We start from the raw sequence: 20,752 nt of genomic DNA, 5'->3' as shown, positions 1-20,752 counted from the left end.
GCCCACCCGCCGCAACCAAACCAGCCCGTCCGGCGATTGAGGACAAACCGGCCCACCGGACGGACCCGGCAAACCCCTCCCCCCTCCGCGCCCCCCGCGCCACCCGTAGCAACGCCCTGCACGCCGGAGCCTGGTGGCTGTGGGCCCTCGGGTTGGCCGTGGCCGCTTCGCGGACCACCAATCCGCTGCTCCTCGGGCTGCTCGTCGGCGTCGCCGGGTACGTCGTCGCCGTCCGGCGGACCGACGCGCCGTGGGCGCGGTCGTACGGGGCGTTCGTCAAGCTCGGGCTCGTCGTCATCGTCGTGCGGCTCGTCTTCTCCGCGTTCCTCGGCTCGCCGATCCCCGGCTCGCATCTGATCGTCACGTTGCCCGAACTGCCCCTGCCCGACTGGGCGAAGGGCGTGCGGATCGGCGGGCGGGTGACGGCGGAGCAGTTGGTGTTCGGGCTGTACGACGGTGCCAAGCTCGCCGCGCTCCTCATCTGCGTGGGCGCCGCGAACGCGCTCGCCAACCCGGCCAGGCTGCTCAAGTCCCTGCCGGGCGCCCTGTACGAGGCGGGGGTCGCCGTCGTCGTCGCCATGACCTTCGCGCCGAACATGGTCGCCGACGTCCTGCGCCTGCGCACCGCCCGCAGGCTGCGCGGCCGGCCCGCCGGTGGCGTGACGGCGGTCCTCCAGATCGGACTGCCGGTCCTGGAGGGCGCGTTGGAGCGGTCCGTGGCCGTCGCCGCGTCGATGGACGCGCGCGGCTACGGCCGCACGGCCGCCGTACCGCCCGCCGTCCGCCGCACCACCACCGCGCTGACCCTCGGCGGTCTGCTCGGCGTCTGCGCGGGCTCGTACGGGCTCCTCGCCGCCGAGGGCGCCGCGTACGGACTGCCGATCCTGGGCATAGGGCTCGCCGCCGCGCTCGCGGGTCTGCGGCTCGGCGGGCGCCGTTCGGTCCGTACGCGCTACCGCCCCGACCTGTGGGGCGTCCGGGCCTGGCTGGTCGCGGGGTCGGGCGCGGCCGTCGCCGTCGTGATGATCCTGGCGGGCGCGTACGACCCGGCGGGCCTGCACCCCGGCGTCGTACCGCTCGAAGCACCCGGTCTGCCGCTGTGGCCCGCCGCCGGCGTCCTGCTCGGTCTGCTCCCGGCCCTCGTCGCACCCCAGCCACCCGCCCGCACTCCCGAGGAGAAGACCCGGTGATCCGGTTCGAGCAGGTGTCGGTGACCTACACCGACGCACCGGCCCCCACTCTCCAGGGGGTTGATCTCACCGTCCCCGAGGGCGAGTTGGTGCTGCTCGTCGGGCCTTCCGGCGTCGGCAAGTCCACCCTGCTGGGCGCGGTGTCCGGGCTCGTCCCGCACTTCACCGGCGGCAGGCTGCGCGGCCGGGTGACCGTGGACGGCCGCGACACCCGTACGCACAAGCCGCGCGAACTCGCCGATCTCGTCGGCACGGTGGGCCAGGACCCGCTCGCCCACTTCGTCACCGACACGGTCGAGGACGAACTGGCCTACGGCATGGAGTCGTTGGGCCTGGCCCCCGACGTGATGCGGCGCCGCGTCGAGGAGACCCTGGACCTGCTCGGCCTCGCCGAGCTGCGCGACCGCCCCATCGCCACGCTCTCCGGCGGCCAGCGGCAGCGCGTCGCGATCGGTTCGGTGCTCACGCCGCACCCCAAGGTGCTGGTCCTGGACGAGCCGACATCCGCGCTCGACCCGGCGGCGGCCGAGGAGGTGCTGGCCGTGCTGCAACGGCTGGTGCACGACCTGGGGACGACCGTGCTGATGGCCGAGCACCGCCTCGAGCGCGTCGTGCAGTACGCGGACCAGGTCATCCTGCTGCCCGGCCCCGGCGAGGCGCCGGTCGTCGGCGAGCCGGAGCGGATCATGGCCCTCTCCCCCGTCTTTCCGCCCGTGGTGGCGCTCGGCCGGCTGGCCGGCTGGGACCCGCTGCCACTGTCCGTACGCGACGCCCGCCGCCGGGCGGCCGGTCTGCGCGCCCGACTCGCGACGACGGAGCCCCCGTTGGCGGCCATCGGGACGCCACCCGCCGCACCCGCTCCCCGGCCCGGCGGCACGCCTCGTACCGCCCTCGGCCGGCTGCTCCACCGCCGATCCCCGGAACCCGGAATCCCGCGCACCGAGATCGCGTCGGTCACCCGGCTCTCCGTGCGGCGCGGCAGGATCGAGGCGCTGCGCGGTGTCGACCTCACCGTCACCCCCGGCGAGACCGTCGCGCTCATGGGCCGTAACGGCGCGGGCAAGTCGACCCTGCTGGCCACCCTCGTCGGCATGGTCGAGCCCTCGTCCGGCTCCGTCGGCGTCGGCGGGCGCACCCCGCACCGTACGCATCCGCGCGAGCTGATCCGCGAGGTCGGGCTCGTTCCGCAGGAGCCGCGCGACCTGCTGTACGCGGACACGGTGGGCGCCGAGTGCGCGGCGGCGGACGCCGACGCGGGCGCGGCGCCCGGCAGTTGCCGCGCGCTGGTCGACGAGCTGCTTCCGCACGTGCCCGACGCGACGCATCCGCGCGACCTGTCGGAGGGGCAGCGCCTCGCGCTGGCGCTGGCGATCGTGCTGACGGGCCGGCCCCCGCTGCTGCTCCTGGACGAGCCGACGCGCGGTCTGGACTACGCGGCCAAGGCCCGCCTGGTGGACGTACTGCGCGCGCTGGCGGCCGAGGGGCACGCGATCGTGCTGGCGACCCACGATGTGGAGCTGGCCGCCGAACTCGCCCGCCGGGTGGTGATCCTGGCGGACGGCGAGATCGTCGCCGACGGGCCGACATCCCAAGTGGTGGTCTCCTCACCGGCGTTCGCGCCACAGGTCGCGAAGATCATGGCGCCGCGGGAGTGGCTGACGGTCTCTCAGGTCCGACAGGCGCTGGCAGCCGTCGCGAAGGACCCGGCATGAGCGGCACCACACCCGACCCCGACCCCCGGGCCCGCGCCGTACGCCTCGGTCCCCGTTCCGTCGCCGCGCTCGCCCTCGTCAGCGCGATCGGCGTCATCGCCTTCGGGTGGCCGCTGCTCGCCGACTCCGCCTCCGGGCTCGCCCACTCCCAGGACGCGCCCTGGCTGTTCGCCCTGCTGCTCCCGCTCCTGGTGGCCGTCGTCGTCGCGACGATCGCCGACTCCGGTCTGGACGCCAAGGCGGTCGCCATGCTGGGCGTGCTGGCCGCCGTGGGCGCCGCGCTGCGCCCGCTGGGCGCGGGGACGGCCGGTCTGGAGCCGATGTTCTTCCTGATGGTGCTGAGCGGCCGGGTGCTGGGCCCCGGCTTCGGTTTCGTGCTGGGCTCCGTCACGATGTTCGCCTCCGCGCTGCTGACCGGCGGCGTCGGGCCGTGGATGCCGTTCCAGATGCTGTCGATGGGCTGGTTCACCATGGGCGCGGGGCTGCTGCCGGGCGCCGACCGACTGCGCGGACGGGCCGAGTCGCTGATGCTCGCCGGGTACGGGGCCCTCGCCGCCTTCGCGTACGGCACGATCATGAATCTCCAGGGCTGGACCTACCTCGGCGGGCTGTCGTCCGGCATCTCGTTCCGGCCGGGAGACGCGGTCCACGAGAATCTGGTGCGCTTCCTCGCGTACTGCGCGGCGACGTCGTTCGGCTGGGACCTGGGGCGGGCGGTGCTCACCGTCGTACTGACGCTGACGATCGGCGGCACGATCCTCAAGGCACTGCGCCGGGCGACGCGGCGGGCCGCGTTCGACGCGCCGGTCACCTTCGACGCCCCGAGGCCCGCCCCGTAAAGCTCCCGCCGGCCCTGCAGCTCCCCCTACAGCTCCAGTTCCCCCACCGTCTCGTCCCCGCTCGTCTCCCCCGTCAGCCGGAACCCGAGCCCGAGATAAAAGCGCTCGGGCCCGTCGTCCCCCGGCTCCCAGGTGGCGGTCAGCCGGGTGCCGCCGCGCCGGCGGATCTCGGCGGCCACGGCGCCGACCGCGAAGCGGCCGTAGCCGCGCCCCTGTTCACCGGCCGCGATGTTGAGGCGCCACAGGCCCGAGCGGATGTCCTTGCCCGTCCCGTCGCCCGCGAAGTCGATGTCGAGGAAGCCCATCAGGAATCCGACGGCCCGGTCACCGTCGAGGATGAGCCGGGGCCAGGCGACGTCCGGCGGGTGGACGTACGCCTCGGCGAGCGACTTCACGACAGGGGCGACCAGATGCTCCTGGTCGGGGTGGACCTTGATACCGAGCGCGGTGTCGAGGTTGTCGGGGGTGATCTTCTCCAGCCGGAGCGCTGTGGTCATACGAGAACGATAGAAGTGCGGATCAACCGATTTACCGCGCCGTCGACTTCGCGGCCCCGTCCCGCGGCCCCGGCACGGCCGATTCACTTGGACCCGGCCCCGGTACGGCCCCCGGATTCGAGTCCGGCACCGGTCCGGGCGCCCGCCGAAGTCGTCGCGGCCCGGACAGGACGTACGTGAGGGTGAAGCCCGCGCCCACGACGAGCGCGCCGCCCGCCGCGTCCAGCACCCAGTGATTGGCCGTGGCGACGATCGCGCAGACGGTGAACAGCGGATGCAGCAGCCCCAGGAGCTTCATCCACAGCTTGGGCGCCAGCAGCACGATCACGATCCCGCACCACAGCGACCAGCCGAAGTGCAGCGACGGCATCGCCGCGTACTGGTTGGTGATGGTGGTCATCGGACCGTAGTCCGGGTTCGCGAGGTCCTGCGGGCCGTGCACCGTGTCGATGTAGTCCAGGCCCGGCATCAGGCGCGGCGGCGCCAGCGGGTAGAGCCAGAAGCCGAGCAGCGCGAGCAGTGTGGCGAAGGCGAGGGAGGCGCGCGCCCAGCGGTAGTCGGCGGGCCGCCGTACGTACAGCACGGCGAGGATGGCCAGGGGCACCACGAAGTGGAACGAGGTGTAGTAGAAGTCGAAGAATCCTTCCGCCCATTTCGCCTTCACCACCGCGTGGTTGACCCAGCGCTCGACGTCGATGCCGAGGGCTTCCTCGATGGCGATGACCTGGTGGGCGTGCGATTCGGCGGCCTCGCGTCCGCCGGTGGCGGCGGCGCGGATATGCGAGTAGACGGAGTAGCCGACACGGATGGCCAGCAGTTCGAGCAGCAGGTTCGGCCGGGTGACGAGCCGCCGCCAGAACGGTGCGAGCGGGACCCGTCTCCATCGCGCCGCGACGGGCTTCGCGTACTCGGTCGCGATCGGCCGCGCGAAGTACGGGGACGTACGGGTCTGGAAAGGCACGGCGCAGACGGCGGCCAGGGCCGCGATCAGCAGCACGTTGTCCCGCACCGGGTGCAGGACCGTCATGTTCGGCAGCATCATCCTGCCGGGCAGGGTCATGACTATCACCACGACCACCGGCCACACGGGCCGGTCGGCGGCCCGGGTGCCGACCCGGCCGACGAGCGCGAGCAGCAGCCAGAGCAGTTGGTGCTGCCAGGCTGTGGGCGAGATCGCGACGGCCACGCAGCCGGTGATCGCGACCGCGAGCAGCCACTGCCCGTCCAGGGCGTAGCGCGCGGCGCGCCGCAGCCCGACGAAGCAGACGGCGGCGGCCAGCACGACGAACAGCGCGATCTCCAGCGGCCCTTCGAGGCCGATCCGCAGCAGCGCGCCGTGCAGGGACTGGTTGGCGAGGCTGTCCGGGCTCTCGCCGAGGCCCGCGCCCGCGAGATGGCGCGAGACGTACGTCCATGAATCACTCGGCAGCACCAGCCAGGCGAGCGCCGTACAGGCCGCGAACGTGCCGGCCGTGGTGAGGGCCTGGCGTCTGCGGCCGGTCAGCCACAGGAGCGGGGCGAACAGCAGGACGGCGGGCTGGAGGGCGGCGCCGAGACCGATGAGGATGCCGGGGCCCAGTTGGCCCCGGTCGCCGCGCGCGACGAAGAATCCGAGCAGGACCAGCAGCACCGGGATGATGCTGGTCTGGCCGAGGTGGAAGCTGTTGCGGACGGGCAGGGACAGCATGAGCAGGCTGATCGCGACGGGGGCGGCGAGCAGTCGCGTACGGCGTGACACGGGGCCCGGCAGGGCGCGCGCCGCGACGAGGCCGAGGGCGACGACGAGCAGCAGCGTGCCGAGGGTCCAGGCGACTCCGAGGGCCTGTTCGGCGGCCCGGCCCAGTGGTTTGAGAACGAGGCCGGCGAAAGGGGTGCCGGTGAATTTCCCGCTCTCGTACAGCGAGCCCGACACATGCAGTACGCCGTTCTCCCCGATCCAGGTCTCCAGATCGAGCAGCCGCTCGCCGGGCGGCAGCCGTAGGACGGCCACCGCCTGCCGTACCGCGAGACCGGCCGCCAGCGCCCAGAGCACCGCGCGCGCGGCCCCGAATCCGCTGCCTGCCACCGTGCTGCCCCGCACACCCTGCTCCGCATTCGCCACGCCGCGCCGACCCTCCGTTTCCAATCCCGACCCTGGGCCATGAGCCTCGCATTCCCCCACTGTGGAGACTCAGGCAACCCCCTCTTCGCCTGAGTGTCATCCCTGTTTTGTCCAAATGCCGATGAAAGCACCGATGAAAGCACCGATGACACCACAGCCGGTACCAGGAACCGGAACGGCGGCCGGTGCCGTCTGAGGCGTTGGGTTGACGCGCCGGGTGGACGGCGCGCGACACGGCACGGGGAGGGCTACGGGGGATGCGGGGGATGCGGGGCGTACGGGGGATGCGAGGCACGCGGAAGGCTCGGCGGGCGCTGCTGGTGGTGTGCGCGCTGCTGCTGACACAGCTCGGATCGCTGATCGCACCGGCGTACGCGTGCGGCTGCGGTGCGATGGTGCCGGGCGCGCGGTCCACGATGGGGGTCGAGCGGGAGACGTCGGTGGTCCGTTGGGACGGCACCACCGAGGAGATCGTGATGCGCTTCACGGTGAACGGGAACGCGCCCCAGGCCGCCTGGATCATGCCGGTGCCGAGCCGCGCCGATGTGGAGCTGGGCGATCCGGCCCTCTTCGGCGAGCTCGACACCCTGACGGAGCCGCAGCGCCGTACCCGCCACTACTTCTGGCCGCGCGACGACGACTGGCCGTTCGCCTCGGGCGGCGAATACATGTCGGACGGCGCACCGCAACCGCGGTCCACGGCGCCCCCGGTCGGTGTGGTCGGCCGCGAACGCCTCGGCGACTTCGACGTGGCACGCCTGACGGCGACGGACCCGGACGCGCTGCGCGACTGGCTCGAGACGAACGGCTTCGAGCTCCCCTCCGACCTCGCGACGGGGCTCCGGCCCTACGTGGACCAGGAGTGGGAGTACGTCGCGGTGCGCCTGGCCCCCGAGGAGGAGGGCGCGACCCTGCGCGGGACGCTGGACCCGCTGCGCCTGAGCTTCGCCAGCGACCGGCTGATCTACCCGATGCGCCTGTCCCGCCTGGCGGACCAGCCGCAGTCGCTGGGCCTGTACGTCCTGGCCGACCACCGGATGGAGCCGCGCGCGTCGATCGGCGGGGACGAGCCGGAGGTACGTTTCGCGGGCCGGGTCTCGCCGGACGGCTCACCGGCGCTGGCCGAACTGACCGGCACGGGGCGGCCGTTCCTCACGGCGATCGACCAGTACTTCCCGCGGCCCGAACGCATCGACGCGGACCACGAACTGCGCGCGACGGCGTCGGACACGCCGTACCGGCAGGTGTACTACGACGACGAGCTGCGCATGATCGCGGGCGTCCCGGCCTGGCTGGCGACGGTGGGCGGCGTGTTCCTGGTGCTGATCCTGCTGGTGGTGGCCGGGGCGGTGCGGCGGGTACGGCGCCGGGCGGGCGAAACGCGTTTCGCGCGGTGAGGGAAGCGTCCTGCTGTGGCGCGGTGACGACTCGGATGATCATTCTCAACGGCGGTTCCAGCTCGGGAAAGTCCGGGATCGTACGGTGCTTGCAGGCCGTACTGCCTCACGCGTGGCTCGCGTTCGGGGTCGACTCGCTGGTCGACGCCATGCCCGCGAAGACGCGGGGACCGGGCGATCACCAGGGCGGGGGAATCGACTTCACCTCGGATGGGGAAGTGCGGGTCGGGGCGGATTTCCGGGCGCTGGAAGCGGCCTGGATGGCGGGCGTCGTGGGGATGGTCCGGGTCGGCGCCAGGGTCATCGTCGATGACGTCTTCCTCGGCGGAACGGCATCCCAGGAGCGATGGCGGACGGCGCTCGGCGGGGCGGACAGGGTGGACGGGGCGGACGTGCTGTGGGTCGGCGTCAGGTGCGACGGCGCGGTGGCCGCCGGCCGGGAGATCGCCCGAGGAGACCGGGTCCGGGGGATGGCGGCGGCGCAGGCGGAGGTGGTCCACGAGGGCGTGTTCTACGACCTGGAGGTGGACACGACGCGCACCGAGTCCCTGGCGTGCGCACGGGCCGTCGCGGCGCGCGTCACCTGAGCCGGGTTCAGCCTCCGGCGGCAGCGGCGGCGATCGTCCGCGCGGCCCGTGCCGCTTGGGCCGCTATGCCCGCAACGCTGGACGTGATGAACGAACCGCCCCCGGCGAGGTCGCCCACCACATGCAGGCGGGGGTCGACCGGAACCAGCCCACCGGCCGGGTGCGGCTCGGCCGAGCCGTCGGCCAACAGGGCGGTGACCAGCGGTCCGGCCGCCGTGGGGATCGCCTGCGGCGGCGGATTCACGGCATTGACGACGACGTCGAAAGTGCGTCGGCCGGTGTGGCCGTCGTCGCCGTCGTCGCCGTCGTCGCCGTACACGTGGAACACCCCGCCCGCCGCCTCGATCTTGCGGACGCCCGCGACAAGTGCGAGCTGCCCGGAGTCCAACAGCCGCGTCATCGCGGCGGCGTTCACCGGAACCATCGGTGAGGCCACGCTCGTCGCCAGGCGGAAGTGACGCCGCAGCCACCCGCGTTCGGGCTCGGGCAGCAACCGCCACGCGTACGGGCCGACGCTGTGCGCCGTCTCCTGGAGGACCCGGCGGCCTATCCCGGGGTCCTCGACGGCGGCCAGTTGGGCCCGCAGGCGCCGGACCGGATCTTCGGTCCCGGCCGCGAGCAGTTCCGCCACGAACGCGTCGAAGTCCTCGCCGCTGTCGGCCAGTTCGGTGCGCAGCAGCCCGATGAGGTCGTCCAGGGTGGCGGCACCGTGCTCGTGGTGCAGCGCCGCCACCCGCTCGGCGGTCACGTGCCGGGGCCGGTGGTCGACCGGGCGCTGCCAGACGTGGGGCAGCACACCGCTGCGCGACAGCAGCGTGATGGGCCCGGTGTGCCCGCGCGCGGCGAGCGAGACGACGACATCCACCGCCGTCAGGCCGCTCCCGACGACCGCGACATCGCTGCCGGGCGGGACCCGGTCGAGTGTGCGTGCCAGCGGGTACGGATCGGCCACGAAACCGGGGGCGCCGTCGAGACCGTAGTGGTCTCGCGGCGCTCCCCCGCCCACGCACAGGGCCAGTTGGTCGGCCTCGTGTACGCGCCCGTCCGCGGTACGCAGCGAGAAGTGGGCCCCGGACCGGGCCGCCTCGGTGACGCCCGCGTGGACGACGCGCACCCGGCGGCCCGCTTCGCGCAGGGTGGACAGCGCCGTCTCGGCGGTGTGTGCCAGGTACTCCCCGTAGAGCGCGCGCGGAACCAGCGGCTGTCCGAGCCGTTCGTCGAGGTGTGCGGTGCCGCGCGTGCCCAGCCAGTGCGCGTAGTGCCCCATGTCCTGGTGGCGGATGGACATGATGGCCGGTGGTGCGTTGACGAGCACCGTGTCCAGATCGGGGCCGTAGGCGCGGCCTCGCCACAGAAGCGGGGACGGGTCGAACACCGTGACGGCACCGTAGTTGTCGGCGGTGGCCGCCAGCCTGTCCAGCATGCCGACTGCGGCGGCACCCGCCCCGACGATCGCGATGTCCATGCTTCTTCCTCTCACGTTGCGGGCCGCCGCCGGCAGGCGCATCGGCGTCTTCGAGCCTCGCCGCCGCCGACCGGGAATTGCCCCCCGCGAACGGGGGGTTGGCGCAGGACGGGACGGCGGGCAGGCTGGCCCGTATCCAGACCACGGGGGATCTCCATGTCCAAGGCGCTGTCAGCTCACGCCAAGGTGCTGTCGGGTGCGGAGCGGGCCACCGACACACGGGATCTCTTCAGCCGTACGTCCGCCGGGCTGCGACGGCTCGTGCCGTTCGACTCCGCCGTGTGGGCGGCCACCGACCCCGAGACGGGTCTGGTCACCGCGCCGATGCTGGTGGAGAACCTTGGTTCCGGCGAAGGCTGCGCCGCGTACTGGGAAAGCGAACTGCTGGAGGAGAACGTCCTCCCGTTCCGGGACCTCGCCCGCGCCGCTGTCCCGGTGGCCGGTCTGCGCGCGGCCACCGGCGACCTGCCCACGCGCAGCGCCCGCTTCCGCCGGCTGCTCGGGGGCCAGGGCGTGGACGACGAGTTACGGGCGGTGCTGCGGGTCGGCGAGCGGCCATGGGCCGTGGTGAGCCTGTTCCGTATGCGCGGTGGCGCCCCGTTCGGCCCGGCCGAGACGACGCTGCTCGCCGGCCTGTCCGGCCCGCTGGCCGCGCGCGTACGCCGGTTCGCCCGCCCGTCCACGGCACAGGGCACGACCGACGCACCCGCGCCGGGACTGGTGCTGTTCGACCCGACCGGCGAGCCGACGTCGATCAACGACGAGGCTCGGCAGCATCTCGCGCGGCTCCCTCAAGGCCCCTCCATCCCCTCTCGGTTGGGCCTGAGGCTGCCGATCTGGGTGGTCACCACCGCGCTACAGGCCCGCGCGATCGCCGGGGACCGCGAGCGGGCGGGCGGAGCGCGGACGCGCATCCGCACCGTCGACGGCCACTGGCTGACCTGCCGCGCCTCGTGTCTGAGCGGCCCCGGTGGGCAGCCGGGCCCGGTGGCACTCGTGATCGAGCCGGCCGCCGCCGCCGACCGTGCGGTCCTCGTCGCGGAGGCGTACGGCCTGACGCCGCGCGAGCTGGAGATCACCCAGCTCATCACACGCGGCCTGCCCACCACGGGGATAGCCGAGACGCTGTTCATCTCGCCGCACACTGTGCGCGACCACGTGAAGGCCGTGTTCGCCAAGGCGGAGGTCTCCAGCCGGGGCGAACTGGTGGCGCGGCTGCTGGCGGAGCGGTGACACGGGGTTGTGGGCCGGCGGAACCAGGACTGGCGGCGGGGTTCGGTCAGTCGCTCTCCTGGTAGTTCATGAACGAGTGGGTGTCGAAGTGGCGGGCCATCGTGAACCGGTGGTGCGGGTCGATGAGGATGCGGCAGACGAACTCCGCGGCCGAGCAGTCGAAGGGGACGTCCTCGCCGTCGAAGGTCTGGACTGCGACGGGCCAACGGTCGGGGTCGTCTCCGTCGACCCTCCAGCAGTAGAGGTCTTCGTCCTCAGTGCCCGCCCAGATGAGGAGGCCGTCCTCCCTGAGATTCGTCCACGGCTCCTGGTTCAGGTCCAGCCATGCGTCAAAGGCGCCCTCTCCGAACGTCTCGACCATGCGCTTGTAGTCGCTCGGCAACGCGGTGCCCAGACGCGACTCCACCGGTGCCCAGTCCACGTCCGGCCGCTGGGCGGGCTGCGTCCAACCCGTGATCCGGATGAGCCGCTCCATCCAGTCGACGTCCTCGCCCGGAGCGACCGCCAAGGGTTCTGGCACCCCCCGGCGAGCGACCACCAACACCGGCCGCTCGGCCCCCTCGGCGTCCCGCGCCGTACCCGTGCCGACCCACTGATCCCCGTACGCCCACGCCCGCATCTTCACTGCCCTGCCCCCGAAAGGGAGGAGGAGAGCCGCGCTCCCGGACACGTCGACCGTCGGATCGGTGAAGCCGTCGAGCACGAGGGTTCGCGGCACCCCGTACCTGCTGCTGAGCAGGTCGGTCAGGTCCTGCGGGTCCACGTCACCGGGCAGATACGTGTAGCTGTCCCCCGGGCAGAGCTGGGCCAGCAGGTCGCTGACATCCGCTTGCGTGAGTTCCATGGCGCACAGTGAAACGCACCGCACTGACAATGGACATGCTCACAGAGCCGCTACGAACGCACGCCAACTCACGCGAGAGACCGTGAGCACCGGCCCGCCGGTGACCTTGCTGTCCCGAACGGGGACGACGCCATGCGATTCGGCGAAGGCGGGCGACCACTCGACGCAGTTGCCGCCGTCCTGGCTGCTGTACGTCGACTTGGCCCAATCCTCGGGCGCCGGGGTGACATTCACAGCGCCTCCACGAAGGCACGCCACCCGGCGGGCGAAACCGTGAGCACGGGGCCATCGACCAGCTTGCTGTCCCGGACGGGAACGACGCCGTGCGATTCGGCGAAGGCGGGCGACCACTCGACGCAGTTGCCGCCTTCACCGCTGCTGTACGAGGACTTCACCCACAGGTGCGGGCCAGCAAAGTTGCGGGTCACAGCGCCGCCACGAACGCACGCCAACTCACGCGAGAGACCGTGAGCACCGGCCCGCCGGTGACCTTGCTGTCCCGAACGGGGACGACGCCATGCGATTCGGCGAAGGCGGGCGACCACTCGACGCAATTGCCGCCGTCCTGGCCGCTGTACGAGGACTTCACCCAACCGTGCTGCGGGACAACCGATACGGTCATGACGCCTCCATGAGATCACGGATCAAGTCTGCGGACGCGGCTGGTGACAGAGCTGATGCTGTCAGTACATCGTAGGCCCGCTCCAAGTCCCGTACCACAGCCACTTCGTCAGTGATCGTAGCGGACCGAACTCCCTCGGCGTAGACGATAGACGTCCCATCAGGACTGGTCAGGATCGACATTGAGCCGTCCATGAGACCGTGCGTCGCAGCGTGCAGCGGCAGCACCTGAAGCACGTTGGTGTGCAAGGCCCCTCGTGCGAGCAGAACACCGAGTTGTTCCTGCATCACTTCCCGGCCGCCGACGTTGCGTCGGAGCACCGACTCGCAGACGACGACTGACAGGTAGGGCGGGCTGCTCCCCTTCAGCACATCCTGGCGCGACATGCGAGCCCCGACCATCGTCGCAATCTCCCGGTCACTTGCCCGGAGATCACCGTTTCTGAGCAGTTGCTGAGCGTAGGCCGACGTCTGGAGCAATCCAGGGACGACAGTTGGTGACCACTCGGTGATCTTGACGGCGCGCAGCTCCACCTCCATCCGGCGTCGAGAATGCGCTGGAAAGTCGTCCGCCCGCGACTTCTCGTACAGAGCCTTGAACAGCCCGTCCGTCTCGAATACCTGGTCGAACAGCGGCGGCAGGTTGCTGGGGATCGGCCCCTCCCCGCGCTCCAGGCGCGAAATCGTGGACGCGGAAGTGCGCACCTCTCTGGCGAGTTGCTTTTGCGTCCATCTGCCTGCCGGGCGTAACTCGCGTGCGTCGCGCAGGGCTTCGCCGAACTGCTGTCGGGGACTGTTCATCGCATTCGCCCACCTTCCGTCAACTTCCCGCTGACGCCGCAAAGAATTCCGCCGCAACCACCGCCCCGGTAAATCGTGCTGGCCATGACATCAGCGCAGGTCAGACCGGACTGCATATGCCGTCGCAACCAGAGCACAGGTTGAACCGCGATTGCCTTCCAAAGGTACATCCACCCGTCGCACTCTGAACACCCCCGATTACTCCGCGTAGAAGGGTGCGACGTGGACGCAGCTCCCCCTCCCCCAAACGACCAACTCACCACCCTCATAGAGGAAGGCCACTTCTACCGGCTCCGCCCCCACACCCCGCCCGCCGCAGGCGAATACGCCGTGGTGACGGTCGACCTCCTCCAACAACTCCTCCACGGACTGAAAGGGCTGCCGGAATGACCCGCAGCAAAGCGCGACAGTTTCTGTCCCAGCTCTCCGAAGCGAACGGCGTGGACGGCATCGTCGTCGTACGGAAACTGGAACAGGGCCCGGAGGGGGCCGACTTGAGCCCCGGGGCCGTACTCGCGTGGCCGCCGTGCGAATGCGGGCACCCCAAGTGCCCGGATTTCAAGCCCGGTTCGGCCACCGAAGAACTCCGCTCGCGCGTGGCCGAGAGAAACAGGCTCAGTCGGCGCGACGGCAGTCAGTGAACGACGCGGCGGTTTCCAGGAGAACGTCGTCCAGTGGGGTGGGGGTCAGGCCGAAGGTCTTCGCCGTCAGTGAGGCGTCCAGGACGAACGGGCGCCGGTACTGGTACTGCATCTCCCACGTCTGCGCGATGACGGGGTCGGCGAGGCCGGCGTTGTGCAGGTCCAGGGGGGACATGCTGGTCAGTTGGGGCACGGGGGCTCCGGCCAGTTCGGCGAACCTTTTCGTCACCGCGCGGACGGGGGCGTCGGAGACGGGTGGCACATGCCAGGCCCGGCCCCACGCCCGCTCGTCGCGGCTGAGGGTGACCAACGCGTGTGCGGCGTCGCCGGGGTGGCTCCAACTGTGCGGTGCGTCCAGGTCCGCCGGTACGACCACGGGTTCGCCGGCCAGTACCGGCGGCGCGATCAGCAGATTGAACATCGATAGCTGGCCGGGTCCGATGAAGTCGCCGGGCCGCACCTCGGTGAATCGGATCCGTCCCTCGTCGTGGGCGGTGATGGCGTCCTGCCACATCTGCGCCCGGACCCGTCCCTTGATGGTGGTCGGCGACATGGGGAGATCTTCGGTCAGGGGCTCGCCGGGGGCCGCGGGGCCGTATCCGTAGGTGTTGCTCAGGTTGACGTACCCCGCGCCGCTGCGTTCGGCGGCGGTCAGCAGCGCGACGGCCAGCGCCGGGGTCTCAACGGGCAGCAGGGCGTAGGCCGGTGTGGCGCAGTTGAACAGTGTCGTGGCGCCGCTGGTCAGCTCGGTGAGCCGGGCGGCGTCGCGGGCGTCGGCGGCTATCGGTTCGATCAGCGGATGTTGGGGCCCGCCGCCACGGCGGCTGAGGATACGGACACGCTCACCGGATTCGGCGAGCAGGCGCGCGGTGGCGATACCGGAGGCGCTGGCTCCGACGACAACGTGAAAAGGCACCGTAGGACTCCTTCGTAAAGATGCAGAGTGTTCAGCCGACGTCGGACAGGACGTCGGACAGCTCGATGGCATCGGCCATGGCCCGGTATCCGGCGTCGTTGAGGTGCAGGTGGTCGCCGGAGTCGAAGGCCGGGTCGAGCCGGAGCGCGTCGTCGGGCGAGCCCACCGCGCGGTCGAAGTCGATGACCGCGTCGTACTCGCCCGAGGTACGGATCCACGCGTTGACGGCGGCACGTTTGGCCTCGCTCCTCGCTGCGCGCGGTGGAGAACGCCGAGGGCCCTGCGGGCGTCACGGTGGCCCCGACGACCCGCAGCCCTGCGGCGCGGGCCTGCTGGATCATGCCGCGGAGACCTGCGATGACCTGGTCGGCGGAGACGTCGGTGTACGGCGCGAAGATGGGGAACGGCGACGCCTCGGCCACCTCGCTGATACCGATGTCGTTGACGCCCAGCAGGATGACGACCGTCCCCACGCCCGGCCGGCCGAGGACATCGCGCCGGAACCGGGACAGCGCGCTGTCACCGAGCCAGGCCGAGTCGACCGTCACCCGGTTACCGCCGATGCCCTGGTTCAGCACGGCGCGGGGACGACCGGCCGAGACCAGGCGCTCGGCGAGCGCGTCAGGGAAGCGGCGGTCGGCGTCCGGGGTGCTGCCCACACCCTCGGTGAGGGAGTCGCCGAACAGCACGATGCCCGCGGGTCGCGCCGGGCCGCCGCCGCCCGTCACGTCCAGCCCGCTCAGGTAGTACCAGGACTGCGAGGTGTCGGCGAACGCCGTGCCGCCGGCGTCGGCGCGGTGGTCACCGTCGGCGCGGTAGCTGGTCGCATGCGCCTGGGCGTGGAATGTCGCGGGGCCGGTCGGCCCGGCCGCGTAGAACGTGATCGTCACCTTGTCCAGCGGCGCCGTCCTGAACGGCGTCAGGTCGCCGGCGACTTCCGCACCGGCCGCGATCGTGAACGTCCGCTTCCCGTCGACGGTGAGGTGCTGAAGCGTCTCCTCCCGGATGTTGGCGCCACCCGCACAGGCGGCGACGGTGGCCCCGGTGATCGTGAGCGGGCCGGTCCCGTAGACGTTCGACAGCCGGATCCGGACCGCGTCGCCGCCGATGGTGACCCGGACCACCTGACGGACCGTCTGGCCCGCGAAGCCCTCCTCGGACCAGTGCGGGGTGAAGCTCGCACTCGGACGCTGCATCGAGGTGGTCCAGGCGGCGGCCCAGGTGGTCGCGGTCGCGGCAGGAGCAAGGCCGGTGTCGGCCGTATCGGTGTTGGTGGGTTGCATGACAGACACAGGCGCAGTCCCCAGGCATCGAGATCGACGTGATCGACGTGATCGACGTGATCGACGTGATCGACGTGATCGACGTGATCGACAACGTGTTCGCGATCAACCGTAGGGAGTCGATGACAGACGCTGAATATCCTGTGGTCCAGAAAAAATGTCTCTGCGTCTAATCTGATCCTTGGTAAGTTTCGGCGGTATGGACATTCTCGGTGACATCCTCACCGCGATGCGCGCCGGACGGTCGTACGCGGCCCGCACCAGAAGTTGGGAACCCTGGGGCCTACGGTTCCCGGCCGACGACTCGGCCTGCTGCCACATCGTTCTCCAGGGCGCGTGCTGCGTGATCTCCCCGGACGGCACGCCGTTGACGCTCGGCGTCGGCGACGTGCTGTTCATCGCGCCGGGGCAGGGGCATGTGCTGGCGGACCGGCCGGGCAGCCCCGTCGTCGACTTCCGTCCCGTCCACGACAGCACATCGTTGATCACCGACTTGAACATTCCCGGCTCGGGCGCCGCCACCGAGATGCTCTGCGTCTGCTACCGCTTCGACCGCGTCCGCCCGCATCCGCTGCTCGGCGACCTGCCGCCGGTGATTCACCTGCCTGCCCGCGTCGGGCACCACCGCTCGCTCCGCGCCACCGTCGAACTCGTGGGCGACGAACTACGCGAACCCCGCGTCGGCTCCGAAGCCATCTTGAGCCCGCTCATCGACATGCTCCTGCTGTACGTCCTGCGGGCCTGGCTCGACGAGCAGTCGGGCCCCGGCGCCACCGGGTGGGTCACCGCGCTGACCGACCCGGCCATCGGCACCGCGCTGCACGACATCCACCGGCGCCCCGAACACCCCTGGACCGTCGCGGAGTTGGCCACCCGGGCCGGCGTGTCCCGCGCCACCTTCGCCAAACGGTTCGTCACGGCCGTCGGCCAGCCGCCCCTGGCCTACCTCACCTGGTGGCGGATGAGCACGGCGTCCCGACTCCTGCTCGGCACCGACGCCCCGCTCCAGACCGTCGCCGAACGCTGCGGCTACGGCTCGGAGTACGCGTTCGCCAAGGCGTTCAAACGCGAGCACGGCATAGCACCGGGCCGCTACCGCCGAGAAGTCCGGCCGGTCAGCCGGCCTTGAAAGCGGGGTGGACTTCCTCGACGCGGTCGCGCTCGGTGTACATGTCCCAGTAGAGCGCGGCGAGGTCGGCCGGGTCGACGACCGGGAACGCGGCCGTCAACTCCGACGCGCCTGATGCCGCTGCCGCCGCTGCCGCCTCTGCCGCCTCGCTGCCCGCGATGAACGCGGCGATCGAGAGGGTGCCCGCGTAGATGCCCGACTCGGTGAGTTCCCCGTTGAGGGAGTAGAGCCAGTTCCGGGCGGCGGCCATCAGCGGGCCGACCCCGCTCGCCTGCGGCATGGGGTGGACCGCGGTGGCGCCGGTGGTCATCAGGAACGCGCCGTCGCCGCGTTCCTTCCACTCCGGCAGCACGGCCTGGACGACGGCCAGCGGTGTGAGCAGGAGCAGCGGGATGCCCCGGGCCAGGGTGTCCGGGTCCAGCTCGGCGGCCGGGGTGAACCGGGCACTGGGCACCGGGCCGTACTCGACCACGTCGATCCGGCCCAACCGCTCGCGAATGGCCTCGATCAGGGCGGGGATCTCCTTGGGCGCGGAGAGGTCGGCGGTGAAGCCGGTCGCGTCGACGCCCTCGGCACCGAGCTGGTCGACCAGGGCGTCGAGGCGGTTTTTGCGACGCGCCACGAGGGCGACACGGAAGCCCTCGGCGGCGAAGCGTCGGGCGACGGAGGCGCCGAGACCAGGGCCGGCGCCGAAGACAGCGATCACTTTGGACATGGGGTGCTCCTGGAGAGATGAGTCAGGCGGCACGAGCTGTGCCGAAGGTCGTGCGGACGGTTGTGGCGAAGGTCGTGGCGAGCGTGCGGGCCGTGTCGTGGGCGGCCGTCATGGACGCCTCGTGCAGGGGAAGGAGCGGGGCCAGGGCCGGAGCCTCGGGGGCCATGGTCAGCTCGGGTGTCACGGCGGTGACGTCCAGGCCGAGGAGGTTGCCCAGGACGGCCTCCAGGGTGGGCACCACGTAGTCAAGGCCCTCGTTGGGGGTGCCGGGGCCGTAGCCGCCGCCCCGGGCGGAGATCAGCACGGCCGGACGGCCCGCGACCGGGGAGGGGCCGTTGTGGAGGATCAGGGTCCGGTCCATGACGATGATCTGGTCCAGCCATGCCTTGAACACCGACGGCATCGAGAGGTTGTACATCGGCACCGTGAACAGGTACGCGCCGGCGCCCAGGAACTCCTCGATCAACTCGTCCTGGAGCGTGGCCGCCGTCGCCTGCTCGGGAGTGTGCTGGGCGGAATCGGTGACGCGGGCCGTGACGCCCGCGGCGCTCAGATGCGGCACCGGCGAGGCGGCGAGGTCGCGGTGGACGACCGGGCCCTGCCACCGGTCACGGAAGGACTGAGCGACCTGATGGGAGACGGACGCCTCGCCGAGCGAGGAAGAGTCGATGTGCAGCAGGTACGACATGGCTGTGCGCCTTTCACACAGAGGGGGGGGAGGGGATGGGGGTGACGCGTCAGGGACGGGCCGGGACGGCGCAGCCATCCTTCCCGGCCTGACCTCCTGACCTCCAATTCCTCTTATTTGTTCGTAGCGCCATGATGCGCCAGTATGGAAGCCGGTACAAAAGGCACACGCGTGTGCGCGACGGAGAGGAATGGGTGCCATGCAGGACAGCGCCGGTACGCGGACGGCGGCCGCGATCGGGCCGTGCGCGGGCATCCCAGCCGACCGCATGGCCTTCATCCGGCAGGTCCTCGACCGGGTCGGCGACAAGTGGAGCATGCTGATCATCGCCGTCCTGGAGGACGGCCCGTTGCGTTACACCGATCTACAGCGTCAGATCCCGGGCATCTCCCAGCGCATGCTCACCCACACGCTGCGCCAGCTCCAGGAGGACGGCCTGATCACGCGCGCCGCCTACGCCGAGGTGCCGCCGCGTGTGGAGTACGACCTCGCCCCGCTCAGCCGCGGCCTGCACGAGATCGTCATGCGGCTGATCGGCTGGGCCGCCGACCACCACGACGAGATCCGCACCAACCGCGCCCAGGCCGGTACCGCGGCCTCCTCCCGGCCCTGAGTCGCGGCGGCCCCCGGAGGTTGACGGACGACGGAGCCTCAGCGACTCCAGATGACCCTTACGTAGCGGAAGGCGTACGCAGCGGGGTGCGGCCGAACTCAATGGCTTGCGCTGCCTCCTCCTCGTCGTAGCTCACAGTTCCTTCGCCGCGGCACTCGTCGCACTTGTCCCACACGAGCTCGGGTTCATCGTCGTCGGTGCCCTGAACAACTTGCACAGACCCGTCGCCCTCACATTCGTCGCAGGTGAACTCGTACTCGCCCGGCACCAGTTCCATCGCGCTGTCCCTCCCCAGGAGCGTGTGTGGGCTGTGATCCTAGTCAGCTACTGCGGTAGATCGTCACGGAGCGTACAAGCGCACGATCTGACGCGCGGGTCAGATCCACCCCTCCAACGCCCGTATGGTGCCGTCGAGATCGTCGTTGTGCAGTACGTGTCCCGCCCCCGGCACGGTCCGCACCGTGTAGCCGAGCTGTGGCAACCGCAGCGCCAGCGCCTCGGGGACCGTGGGGCTCGGGTCGGCCAGGACGACCAGGGAGGGCGCGGCGGGGGGCTCGGGCGTCACGCCGGGGAAGCCGGACTGCGCGTCGAGGGTGGCGGTGTCCCAGCGGCGCAGCGCCTCCAGCCTGGCCGCGACCGCGTCGGGGTGCCAGCGGGGGTTCGCCGCCGTCAGGGTCGCGAGGTCCCAGCGGGTCTGGTCGCGTAGCGCCTGGGCGAAGCTCTCGTCGGCCACCGGGCCCCACGACGGGTCCAGATACACGTAGCGCTCGGCGGGGATCCGGTCGCGCGCCATGAGCAGCAGCAGGCCGCCGAGGCTGTGTCCGATGGCGACGGTGTACGGGCCGGGCGCGGCCTCGGCCAGGGCGTCCGCCTCGGCGTTGAGGGTGTACGAGTCCAGCGGGCCGCTTTCGCCGTGCCCGGGGAGGTCGGGCGCCAGGGCGCGGTAGCCGCGCGCGGCCAGCTCCGGCCCCAGTCGTACGAAGCTGGTCGAGGCCGACGTGAGCCCGTGCACCAGCAGCGCGGTGCGGTCACCGTCGCCCCAGACGCGGGTGTGCAGCGGGGTGGAAGTGGGCATGTCTGCGCCTTTCGCAGCGAGGGCTTGTTTCAATGATCATTGAAGCAGTGCTGGCGGACACCGAGGACCCGACGGACGCCGGAGCTGACTCCGCCCCCGCCCCCGACCCCGACCTCTCTCCCGGTCAGTTGCTCTCCCTGCTCGCCGATCCGCATCGGCGGATCATCTTCCGGATGCTCGCGGAGCGGGGCGAGGTCTCCTGTACGCAGGCGATCGCCGACCTCGGCCTCAAACCACCTGCCGCCTCGCACCACTTCAACGTCATGCGTCTCGCGGCACTCACCGACACCCGCCGCGAAGTCACCCACCGCTACATGAGCCTGCGCCGGACCGCCCTCGACGCCCGCTTCCCCGGCCTCGTCGCGGCGCTGCTGCGAGCGATGGCCTCAGAGAAGGGGTGAGGGG

At 71.4% G+C, this 20,752-nt stretch carries 26 protein-coding genes; 12 read left to right on the top strand and 14 right to left on the bottom strand.

The annotated features are described in order from the left end of the window. The first annotated feature begins 35 nt into the window (after positions 1-35). The 3 genes from OG329_RS31280 to OG329_RS31270 are packed head-to-tail and all read left to right on the top strand — an operon-like array spanning position 36 to position 3,741. Positions 36-1,190: an energy-coupling factor transporter transmembrane protein EcfT gene (locus OG329_RS31280; RefSeq protein ID WP_405802116.1), complete on the top strand. Its 1,155-nt coding sequence runs from the start codon at positions 36-38 to the stop codon at positions 1,188-1,190. Further along, positions 1,187-2,902: an ABC transporter ATP-binding protein gene (locus OG329_RS31275; protein WP_405799737.1), complete on the top strand. Its 1,716-nt coding sequence runs from the start codon at positions 1,187-1,189 to the stop codon at positions 2,900-2,902. The genes OG329_RS31280 and OG329_RS31275 overlap by 4 nt, the downstream gene beginning before the upstream one ends. Further along, positions 2,899-3,741 (top strand): ECF transporter S component, encoded by an 843-nt coding sequence (locus OG329_RS31270; RefSeq protein ID WP_405799736.1) that lies wholly within the window; start codon positions 2,899-2,901, stop codon positions 3,739-3,741. The genes OG329_RS31275 and OG329_RS31270 overlap by 4 nt, the downstream gene beginning before the upstream one ends. A gap of 26 nt (positions 3,742-3,767) precedes the next feature. Here the strand turns inward: OG329_RS31270 and OG329_RS31265 are convergent, their stop codons facing one another. Both OG329_RS31265 and OG329_RS31260 read right to left on the bottom strand, forming a co-directional pair. After that, positions 3,768-4,238 carry a GNAT family N-acetyltransferase gene (locus OG329_RS31265; RefSeq protein ID WP_405799735.1) on the bottom strand — a complete coding sequence of 157 codons (471 nt, stop codon included), beginning with the start codon at positions 4,236-4,238 and terminating at the stop codon, positions 3,768-3,770. Between the two features lie 31 nt (positions 4,239-4,269). Then, positions 4,270-6,339: a bifunctional glycosyltransferase 87/phosphatase PAP2 family protein gene (locus OG329_RS31260; protein WP_405799734.1), complete on the bottom strand. Its 2,070-nt coding sequence runs from the start codon at positions 6,337-6,339 to the stop codon at positions 4,270-4,272. Between the two features lie 284 nt (positions 6,340-6,623). On the opposite strand from OG329_RS31260, the gene OG329_RS31255 reads away from it, so the two are divergent. Continuing rightward, positions 6,624-7,736, top strand: coding sequence for a DUF2330 domain-containing protein (locus tag OG329_RS31255; protein ID WP_405799733.1), 1,113 nt, complete (start codon positions 6,624-6,626; stop codon positions 7,734-7,736). 35 nt (positions 7,737-7,771) lie between these two features. After that, a complete protein-coding gene (cpt, locus tag OG329_RS31250; RefSeq protein ID WP_405799732.1) occupies positions 7,772-8,323 on the top strand; it encodes a chloramphenicol phosphotransferase CPT in 552 nt (183 codons plus the stop codon). 7 nt (positions 8,324-8,330) lie between these two features. Here cpt and OG329_RS31245 read toward each other — a convergent pair whose 3' ends face one another. Then, a complete protein-coding gene (locus tag OG329_RS31245; protein ID WP_405799731.1) occupies positions 8,331-9,788 on the bottom strand; it encodes an FAD/NAD(P)-binding protein in 1,458 nt (485 codons plus the stop codon). Positions 9,789-9,944: 156 nt separating this feature from the next. On the opposite strand from OG329_RS31245, the gene OG329_RS31240 reads away from it, so the two are divergent. After that, positions 9,945-11,021, top strand: a complete 1,077-nt coding sequence (locus OG329_RS31240) for a response regulator transcription factor (RefSeq protein ID WP_405799730.1) — start codon at positions 9,945-9,947, stop codon at positions 11,019-11,021. Between the two features lie 46 nt (positions 11,022-11,067). Here OG329_RS31240 and OG329_RS31235 read toward each other — a convergent pair whose 3' ends face one another. The 5 genes from OG329_RS31235 to OG329_RS31215 are packed head-to-tail and all read right to left on the bottom strand — an operon-like array spanning position 11,068 to position 13,287. Continuing rightward, the gene (locus OG329_RS31235) at positions 11,068-11,865 is read right to left on the bottom strand and encodes a hypothetical protein (RefSeq protein WP_405799729.1); all 798 of its coding nucleotides are present in this window, start codon (positions 11,863-11,865) and stop codon (positions 11,068-11,070) included. Between the two features lie 39 nt (positions 11,866-11,904). Continuing rightward, positions 11,905-12,099 (bottom strand): DUF397 domain-containing protein, encoded by a 195-nt coding sequence (locus tag OG329_RS31230; protein WP_405799728.1) that lies wholly within the window; start codon positions 12,097-12,099, stop codon positions 11,905-11,907. After that, on the bottom strand, positions 12,096-12,293 hold the full coding sequence (locus OG329_RS31225) for a DUF397 domain-containing protein (protein ID WP_405799727.1): 198 nt from the start codon (positions 12,291-12,293) through the stop codon (positions 12,096-12,098). The genes OG329_RS31230 and OG329_RS31225 overlap by 4 nt, the downstream gene beginning before the upstream one ends. Continuing rightward, a complete protein-coding gene (locus OG329_RS31220) occupies positions 12,290-12,487 on the bottom strand; it encodes a DUF397 domain-containing protein (protein WP_405799726.1) in 198 nt (65 codons plus the stop codon). The genes OG329_RS31225 and OG329_RS31220 overlap by 4 nt, the downstream gene beginning before the upstream one ends. Continuing rightward, positions 12,484-13,287 (bottom strand): Scr1 family TA system antitoxin-like transcriptional regulator, encoded by an 804-nt coding sequence (locus OG329_RS31215; RefSeq protein ID WP_405799725.1) that lies wholly within the window; start codon positions 13,285-13,287, stop codon positions 12,484-12,486. Before OG329_RS31215 ends, OG329_RS31220 begins: the two co-directional genes overlap by 4 nt. A 222-nt stretch (positions 13,288-13,509) precedes the next feature. Between OG329_RS31215 and OG329_RS31210 the strand changes: the two genes are divergently transcribed. After that, positions 13,510-13,677, top strand: coding sequence for a hypothetical protein (locus tag OG329_RS31210; protein WP_405799724.1), 168 nt, complete (start codon positions 13,510-13,512; stop codon positions 13,675-13,677). After that, on the top strand, positions 13,674-13,928 hold the full coding sequence (locus OG329_RS31205; protein ID WP_405799723.1) for a hypothetical protein: 255 nt from the start codon (positions 13,674-13,676) through the stop codon (positions 13,926-13,928). Before OG329_RS31210 ends, OG329_RS31205 begins: the two co-directional genes overlap by 4 nt. Here the strand turns inward: OG329_RS31205 and OG329_RS31200 are convergent. Both OG329_RS31200 and OG329_RS31195 read right to left on the bottom strand, forming a co-directional pair. Beyond that, positions 13,903-14,790 (bottom strand): NAD-dependent epimerase/dehydratase family protein, encoded by an 888-nt coding sequence (locus OG329_RS31200; protein WP_405802115.1) that lies wholly within the window; start codon positions 14,788-14,790, stop codon positions 13,903-13,905. The genes OG329_RS31205 and OG329_RS31200 overlap by 26 nt on opposite strands. Continuing rightward, entirely contained in the window at positions 14,721-16,127 is a 1,407-nt protein-coding gene (locus tag OG329_RS31195; RefSeq protein WP_405802113.1) for a GDSL-type esterase/lipase family protein, read from the bottom strand. Before OG329_RS31195 ends, OG329_RS31200 begins: the two co-directional genes overlap by 70 nt. Before the next feature lie 38 nt (positions 16,128-16,165). Between OG329_RS31195 and OG329_RS31190 the strand changes: the two genes are divergently transcribed. Then, positions 16,166-16,300, top strand: a complete 135-nt coding sequence (locus OG329_RS31190; RefSeq protein WP_405799722.1) for a hypothetical protein — start codon at positions 16,166-16,168, stop codon at positions 16,298-16,300. Positions 16,301-16,326: 26 nt separating this feature from the next. Beyond that, entirely contained in the window at positions 16,327-17,256 is a 930-nt protein-coding gene (locus OG329_RS31185) for a cupin domain-containing protein (RefSeq protein WP_405799721.1), read from the top strand. Here the strand turns inward: OG329_RS31185 and OG329_RS31180 are convergent. After that, positions 17,243-17,971 carry an SDR family NAD(P)-dependent oxidoreductase gene (locus OG329_RS31180; protein WP_405799720.1) on the bottom strand — a complete coding sequence of 243 codons (729 nt, stop codon included), beginning with the start codon at positions 17,969-17,971 and terminating at the stop codon, positions 17,243-17,245. The genes OG329_RS31185 and OG329_RS31180 overlap by 14 nt on opposite strands. 22 nt (positions 17,972-17,993) lie before the next feature. Then, positions 17,994-18,659: an FMN-dependent NADH-azoreductase gene (locus tag OG329_RS31175; RefSeq protein ID WP_405799719.1), complete on the bottom strand. Its 666-nt coding sequence runs from the start codon at positions 18,657-18,659 to the stop codon at positions 17,994-17,996. A gap of 190 nt (positions 18,660-18,849) precedes the next feature. Between OG329_RS31175 and OG329_RS31170 the strand changes: the two genes are divergently transcribed. After that, entirely contained in the window at positions 18,850-19,272 is a 423-nt protein-coding gene (locus OG329_RS31170; RefSeq protein WP_405799718.1) for a winged helix-turn-helix transcriptional regulator, read from the top strand. Positions 19,273-19,330: 58 nt separating this feature from the next. Here the strand turns inward: OG329_RS31170 and OG329_RS31165 are convergent, their stop codons facing one another. Both OG329_RS31165 and OG329_RS31160 read right to left on the bottom strand, forming a co-directional pair. Continuing rightward, positions 19,331-19,549 (bottom strand): hypothetical protein, encoded by a 219-nt coding sequence (locus tag OG329_RS31165; protein ID WP_405799717.1) that lies wholly within the window; start codon positions 19,547-19,549, stop codon positions 19,331-19,333. 99 nt (positions 19,550-19,648) lie between these two features. Then, positions 19,649-20,347, bottom strand: coding sequence for an alpha/beta fold hydrolase (locus tag OG329_RS31160; RefSeq protein ID WP_405799716.1), 699 nt, complete (start codon positions 20,345-20,347; stop codon positions 19,649-19,651). A 32-nt stretch (positions 20,348-20,379) separates the two neighbouring features. Between OG329_RS31160 and OG329_RS31155 the strand changes: the two genes are divergently transcribed. Beyond that, positions 20,380-20,748, top strand: a complete 369-nt coding sequence (locus tag OG329_RS31155; RefSeq protein ID WP_405799715.1) for an ArsR/SmtB family transcription factor — start codon at positions 20,380-20,382, stop codon at positions 20,746-20,748. Positions 20,749-20,752: the final 4 nt, after the last annotated feature.

It is taken from the genome of Streptomyces sp. NBC_01506 (assembly GCF_045040295.1).
Taxonomy (GTDB): Bacteria; Actinomycetota; Actinomycetes; order Streptomycetales; family Streptomycetaceae; genus Streptomyces.
Note: the sequence above shows the minus strand (reverse complement) of the source record. Positions and strands in the feature narration are given on the sequence as shown.

Excerpts from the sequence above, each read along its gene's own strand:
- OG329_RS31255 (WP_405799733.1), top strand. The coding sequence starts at position 6,624 with ATGCGAGGCACGCGGAAGGCTCGGCGGGCGCTGCTGGTGGTGTGCGCG.
- OG329_RS31185 (WP_405799721.1), top strand. The coding sequence starts at position 16,327 with ATGGACATTCTCGGTGACATCCTCACCGCGATGCGCGCCGGACGGTCG.
- OG329_RS31245 (WP_405799731.1), bottom strand. The coding sequence starts at position 9,788 with ATGGACATCGCGATCGTCGGGGCGGGTGCCGCCGCAGTCGGCATGCTG.
- OG329_RS31215 (WP_405799725.1), bottom strand. The coding sequence starts at position 13,287 with ATGAACAGTCCCCGACAGCAGTTCGGCGAAGCCCTGCGCGACGCACGC.
- cpt (WP_405799732.1), top strand. The coding sequence starts at position 7,772 with ATGATCATTCTCAACGGCGGTTCCAGCTCGGGAAAGTCCGGGATCGTA.
- OG329_RS31235 (WP_405799729.1), bottom strand. The coding sequence starts at position 11,865 with ATGGAACTCACGCAAGCGGATGTCAGCGACCTGCTGGCCCAGCTCTGC.
- OG329_RS31205 (WP_405799723.1), top strand. The coding sequence starts at position 13,674 with ATGACCCGCAGCAAAGCGCGACAGTTTCTGTCCCAGCTCTCCGAAGCG.
- OG329_RS31220 (WP_405799726.1), bottom strand. The coding sequence starts at position 12,487 with ATGACCGTATCGGTTGTCCCGCAGCACGGTTGGGTGAAGTCCTCGTAC.
- OG329_RS31240 (WP_405799730.1), top strand. The coding sequence starts at position 9,945 with ATGTCCAAGGCGCTGTCAGCTCACGCCAAGGTGCTGTCGGGTGCGGAG.
- OG329_RS31265 (WP_405799735.1), bottom strand. The coding sequence starts at position 4,238 with ATGACCACAGCGCTCCGGCTGGAGAAGATCACCCCCGACAACCTCGAC.
- OG329_RS31175 (WP_405799719.1), bottom strand. The coding sequence starts at position 18,659 with ATGTCGTACCTGCTGCACATCGACTCTTCCTCGCTCGGCGAGGCGTCC.
- OG329_RS31180 (WP_405799720.1), bottom strand. The coding sequence starts at position 17,971 with ATGTCCAAAGTGATCGCTGTCTTCGGCGCCGGCCCTGGTCTCGGCGCC.
- OG329_RS31165 (WP_405799717.1), bottom strand. The coding sequence starts at position 19,549 with ATGGAACTGGTGCCGGGCGAGTACGAGTTCACCTGCGACGAATGTGAG.
- OG329_RS31270 (WP_405799736.1), top strand. The coding sequence starts at position 2,899 with ATGAGCGGCACCACACCCGACCCCGACCCCCGGGCCCGCGCCGTACGC.
- OG329_RS31195 (WP_405802113.1), bottom strand. The coding sequence starts at position 16,127 with ATGCAACCCACCAACACCGATACGGCCGACACCGGCCTTGCTCCTGCC.
- OG329_RS31155 (WP_405799715.1), top strand. The coding sequence starts at position 20,380 with ATGATCATTGAAGCAGTGCTGGCGGACACCGAGGACCCGACGGACGCC.
- OG329_RS31160 (WP_405799716.1), bottom strand. The coding sequence starts at position 20,347 with ATGCCCACTTCCACCCCGCTGCACACCCGCGTCTGGGGCGACGGTGAC.
- OG329_RS31170 (WP_405799718.1), top strand. The coding sequence starts at position 18,850 with ATGGGTGCCATGCAGGACAGCGCCGGTACGCGGACGGCGGCCGCGATC.